Genomic DNA, 5892 nt, shown 5'->3' on the forward strand with positions numbered 1-5892 from the left:
CGTTGGCGGCCGCGTAGTTGCCCTGGCCCGCCGCGCCGGCGACCCCGGCCAGCGAGGAGTACAGGGCGAACCACGCGAGGTCGTGGTCGCGGGTCAGCTCGTGGAGGTTGAGCGCGGCGTCGACCTTGGGCCCGACGACCGCGTCGAGCCGCTCGGGGGTGAGGGACTCGACGACGCCGTCGTCGAGAACGCCCGCGGTGTGCACGACACCGGTCAGGCGCACCGGATCCAGCAGCGCGGCGAGGGCGGCGCGGTCGGTGACGTCGCAGCTTTCGACGCGCACGTCGGCGCCGAGCGAGGTGAGTTCCGCGACCAGTTCGGCCGCGCCCGGGGCGGCGGCGCCGCGGCGGCTGGTCAGCAGGAGGTGCCGGACGCCGTGGGTGGTCACGAGGTGGCGTGCCAGCAGGCCGCCGAGGGTGCCGGTGCCGCCGGTGACGAGCACGGTGCCGTCCGGGTCCGGCGCGGCCGGGACGGTCAGGACGTTCTTGCCGACGTGCTTGGCCTGGCTGATGAACCGGAACGCGTCCGGCGCGCGGACGATGTCCCAGGCCGTGAGCGGAAGCGGGGTCAGCTCGTGGTCCGCGAACAGCGTCAGCAGGTCGCGGAGGATCTCCTGGATGCGGTCCGGGCCCGGGTCGCCGAGGTCGAACGGGAGGTAGGTGACGCCTTCGCGGGCGTCCGGGCCGCGCAGGTCGGTCTTGCCCATCTCGAGGAACCGGCCGCCGCGCGGGAGCAGGTCGAACGACGCGTCCACAAAGGACCCGGTGAGCGAGTTGAGGACGACGTCCACGCCGCGGCCTTCGGTGGCGGCGAGGAACCGTTGCGAGAATTCGAGATCGCGTGAGGACGCGATGTTCGTGACGCCGAGCGCGCGGACGGCGTCGTGCTTGGCCGGGCTCGCCGTGGCGAACACCTCGGCGTTCTTCGTGCGCGCGAGCTGGACGGCGGCCATGCCGACCCCGCCGGCCGCGGCGTGGATGAGCACGGACTGGCCGGCTTCGAGCCCGCCGAGGTCGAACAGGGCGTAGTAGGCGGTGACGAACGCGACCGGCACGGCGGCGGCCTCGGCGAACGTCCAGCCCGCGGGCACCGGGACGAGCAGCCGCGCGTCGGTGACGGCGGTGGGCCCGAACGCGCCGGTGAACAGGCCCAGCACGCGATCGCCGGGCGCGAGGCCGGTGACGTCCGGCCCGACTTCGGTGACGACGCCGGCGGCTTCCGACCCGAGGACGGCGTCCGGGTCCGGGTACATGCCGAGCGCGATCAGGACGTCGCGGAAGTTGACGCCGGCGGCGCGCACGGCGACCCGGACCTCGCCCCGGCCGAGTTCCTGTTCGGACTGCGGCTGGAGGGTGAGGCCGTCGAGGGTGCCGCCGGTGGTGGCGAGCCGCCACTGTCCATCCGGGACGGTCAGGGCGCCACTGTGGGCACGGACCAGGCGGGGCGCGGTGAACTTGCCGTCGCGGACGGCGAGCTGGGGTTCGGACGCGGGGAGGGTGGTGAGGTCGGGGGTTTCGGTGCCGTCGAGGTCGAGGAGCTGGAAGCGGCCCGGGTGCTCGGATTGGGCCGAGCGCACCAGGCCCTGGACGGCGGCCGCGGCGGGATCCGTGGCGGCGTCGCGGGTCACGACGACCAGCCGGCCGGGGCGGTCGGCGGCGAGCCAGTCCTGGACCAGTGCCAGTGCCCGGTGGGTGGCAGCCTGGACGGCGGTCGCGGCCATGTCGGGGACGGCGAAGACGAGGGAGGCGTCGGTTTCCAGGTCGGGCGTGAGCGAGAGGCCGAGGCCGAGGGTGTCCGGGCCGAGGACGACCGCGTCGGTCGCGGGAGCTGCCGGTACCGAGGTCCAGTCGAGACGGAAGAGCGAGCCGTTCTGAGTGGGCGCCGCGGGACTGGCGATCGGGCGCAGGACCAGGGAACCCACCGACGCGACGGGGCCGCCGGACTGATCGTGGACCGTCACCGAGACCGCGTTGTCGCCTGCCGGGGACAACCGGACGCGTAGTGCTGTAGCGCCCGAAGCGTGCAGGGTGACGCCGCTCCACGAGAACGGCATGCCGCCGGTGCCCGTCGCGGGCGTGTCCGCGGGGGCGGCGAGGCCGAGCGGGTGCAGGGCCGCGTCGAGGAGGGCGGGGTGCAGGCCGAACGTGGCCGCGTCGGGCTGGAACTCCTCGGGCAGCGTGACTTCGGCGAACGTGTCTTCGCCGCGGCGCCAGACCTTCTGGAGCCCGTGGAAAGCCGGGCCGTACGTGAAACCGAGGGCGGCGAGTCCGTCGTAGAGACCGTCGGTCGGGACGCGCTCGGCGCCCGGCGGCGGCCACTCCGTCAGCTCCGCGGCCGGCTGGGCGCCGGTGGCGAGGAGGCCGCTCGCGTGCCGGGTCCAGGTGTCGGTGTCCTGGCCGGGGGTGGCACCGTCGTCGGGACGCGAGTGCAGGGTGAGTTCGCGGCGGCCGGCGCCGTCGGCGGGACCGACGAACACCTGGATCGCGACGCCGCCGCGGGCGGGCAGGACGAGCGGGGCTTCGAGGGTCAACTCCTCGACGACGTCGCAGCCGACCTGGTCACCGGCCCGGACGGCCAGTTCCAGCAGCGCGGTGCCGGGGACGAGGACGGCCCCGCCGAGCGCGTGCCCGGCGAGCCAGGGCTGGGTTTCGAGGGACAGCCGTCCGGTGAAGACGACGCCGTCGTGGCCCGCCAGGCTGACCGCGGCGCCGAGCAGCGGGTGGTCCAGACCGCCCAGGCCGAGAGAGCCGGCGTCGCCGTGGGCCACGCCGCCGCGCGGCCAGAAGCGTTCGCGTTGGAAGGCGTACGCGGGGAGGTCGACGCGGCGGGCGCCGGGGAAGAAGGGCGTCCAGTCGACGTTGATGCCGTTGACGTGAACAGTGCTCAAAGCGGTGAGCAGTGCTCTTTCTTCGGAGCGGTCTCGTCGTAGAGCACTGCTCACGGTTCCGCCGTCGATCATCGCGCTGAGGACGCCATCCGGACCCAGCTCCAGGAAGGTCTGGACGCCCTCGGCCTGCAGCGTGGCGACTCCGTCGGCGAAGCGGACCGCCTCGCGGACGTGGCGGACCCAGTAGTCGGCGGTGAACGGCTCGGCGAGAGCACCGCTCACATTCGAGATCACCGGTATCGTCGCGGGGCGGTGCTCCAGGGACTCGGCGACGGCGCGGAAGTCCTCGAGCATGGGGTCCATCAGCGGTGAGTGGAACGCGTGGCTCACCGCGAGGCGCTTGGTTTTCGGGAACTGGGCGGCGATGGCCAGGACCTCGGACTCGTCGCCGGAGATGACCACGGATTCCGGGCCGTTCACCGCAGCGATCGAGACGCCCTCGGTGAGGGTGATCGCGGACTCGGGGGCGGCGATTGACACCATGGCACCGCCGGGCGGGAGTGCCTGCATCAGGGACGCGCGGGCGGAGACCAGGCGGCAGGCGTCTTCCAGGGACAGGACTCCGGCTACGTGGGCCGCCGAGATTTCGCCGATTGAGTGGCCCGCTACGAAGTCTGGGCGGATGCCGAAGGACTCGACTAGGCGGTAGAGGGCGACTTCTAGGGCGAAGAGGGCGGGTTGGGTGAACTCGGTGCGATCCAGGAGAGCCTGGGTGGTGAAGGCCTCGCGGAGTGCCGGATCGAAGTGGGTGAGGATCTCGTCGAAAGCCTCGGCGTAGGCGGGGAAGCGGGTGTAGAGGGACATGCCCATGCCGGACCGTTGGGCGCCTTGGCCGGTGAACAACACCGCGAGCAGGGCGTCCGGGTCGGCTGTGCCGGTGATCGCGTCCTCGATGCGCTCCAGACCCGCCCGCAGCTCCTCACGATCGGCGCCCACCACCACCGCGCGTCGGGCGAGGGCGGCTCGGGTGACCGCCAGGGAGTAGCCGCCGTCGACGGGGTCGGGGTCCGCCGCCAGCAGTCGCTGGGCTTGCTCGTGCAGGGCCGCGTCGGTCGCGCCCGACAGCACCCAGGGCAGGAGGCCCGCCGCGGGGGCTGACGGCTCGGCTGCCGGAACCGCCGGGGCTTCCTCGACGATCACGTGCACGTTCGTGCCGCTCACGCCGAACGCCGACACGCCCGCGCGTCGCGGTGACTCGCCGGCCGGCCAGGGGCGGGGCTCGGTGAGCAGTTCCACCGCTCCGGCCGACCAGTCCACTTCGGACGAAGGGGCGTCGACGTGCAGGGTTCGGGGCAGCATCTCGTGCCGCAGCGCCATGACCATCTTGATGACGCCCGCGATGCCGGACGCCGACTGCGTGTGCCCGATGTTCGACTTCAGCGCGCCGAGCCACAGTGGACGGTCCGCGGGGCGGTCCTGGCCGTACGTGGCCAGCAGGGCCTGGGCCTCGATCGGGTCACCCAGCGCCGTTCCGGTTCCGTGTGCTTCGACGGCGTCGACGTCCGAAGTGGACAGGCCCGCGTTGGCGAGCGCCTGCCGGATGACACGCTGCTGGGACGGGCCGTTCGGGGCGGTCAGGCCGTTGGACGCGCCGTCCGAGTTCACCGCGGAACCGCGGATGACGCCGAGGATGCGGTGGCCGTTGCGGCGGGCGTCGGACAGCTTCTCCAGCAGGATCATGCCGACGCCTTCGCCCCAGCCGGTGCCGTCGGCGGCGTCGGCGAAGGACTTGCACCGGCCGTCCGATGCCAAGCCGCGCTGGCGGCTGAACTCGGCGAACGCCAGCGGACTGACCATCACCGTGACGCCGCCCGCCAGCGCGAGGCCGCACTCGTCCTGCCGCAAGGCCTGACAGGCCCAGTGCAGCGCGACCAGCGACGACGAACACGCAGTGTCCACAGTGACCGAAGGGCCTTCCAGCCCGAAGGTGTAGGACAGCCGGCCCGACATGACGCTCGGCGCTTCGCCGGTCAGCAGGTAGCCCTCGGAGCCCGCGGCCGTCTGCAGCGTGCTGCTGTAGCCCGACGCGTTCGCGCCGATGAACACGCCGGTTCGGCTGCCCCGCAAGGAAAACGGGTCGAGGCGGCCGCGCTCCAGGAGTTCCCAGGACGTCTCCAGCAGCAGGCGCTGCTGGGGGTCCATGGCCAGCGCCTCGCGCGGCGAGATGCCGAACAGGCCGGGGTCGAACCGGGCCGCGTCGGGGACGAAGCCGCCTTCGACCGCGCGGGCGCCCTCCTCGCCGTACATGCGCTCGACGTCCCAGCCGCGGTCGTCCGGGAAGCCCGACATCGCGTCGGTGCCGGTCGCGACGAGGTCCCACAGGTCTTCGGGCGAGGCGACCCCGCCCGGGTACCGGCAGGCCAGGGAGATGATGGCGATCGGCTCCTGCTCGGCCGCCTCCGCCGCCTGCAGCCGCTGCCTGGTCTGGTGCAGGTCGGCCGTCACGCGCTTGAGGTACTCGAGGAGCTTGTCCTGCTCTGACATCGCCAACCTCATCCGTTCGTCCAGTCAGGGCGTCAGTGCGCCGGCGGGGAGATTCCGAGTTCGTTGTCGATGAAGGCGAAGACCTCGTCGGCCGACGCATCGGCCAGCTGCGCCTTCTCCGGCGCGGGCTCCGCGCTCCACCGGTTCAGCAGGGACTTCAGCCGCATTTCGACGCGCAGCCGGAGGTTCTCGTCTGTTTCGAGGTCGCCCAGCGACGCCTCCAGCTGGTCCAGCGCGCCGAACGCCGACTCGCCGGGCGTGCCGCCGGGGGTGATCTCGGCCGCCAGGAACCGGGCCAGCGCGACCGGTGTCGGGTGGTCGAAGACGGCGGTGGCCGCCAGCCGCAGGCCGGTGACCTCCCGCAGCCGGTTGCGGACCTCGACGGCGGTCACCGAGTCGAACCCGAGGTCGCGGAACGGCCGGGTGCTGCCGATCGCGTCGGCGCCGCGGTGGCCGAGGACGACCGCGGCTTCGGTCCGGACCAGGTCGAGCACGGCCCGGTCGCGTTCGGCCGGCGGCAG

At 73.0% G+C, this 5892-nt stretch carries 1 protein-coding gene and 1 pseudogene; both read right to left on the reverse strand.

The features are described 5' to 3' along the window. Positions 1 to 5371 (reverse strand): annotated as a pseudogene (locus G3I65_RS01415) (type I polyketide synthase); the annotation flags it as partial. 32 nt (positions 5372 to 5403) lie between these two features. Next, positions 5404 to 5892: acyl carrier protein (locus G3I65_RS01420; protein WP_160693972.1), on the reverse strand; the 489-nt coding region annotated here is incomplete at its 5' end.

This window comes from Amycolatopsis sp. SID8362, assembly GCF_010550475.1.
GTDB classification, from domain to species: Bacteria; Actinomycetota; Actinomycetes; order Mycobacteriales; family Pseudonocardiaceae; genus Amycolatopsis; species Amycolatopsis eburnea.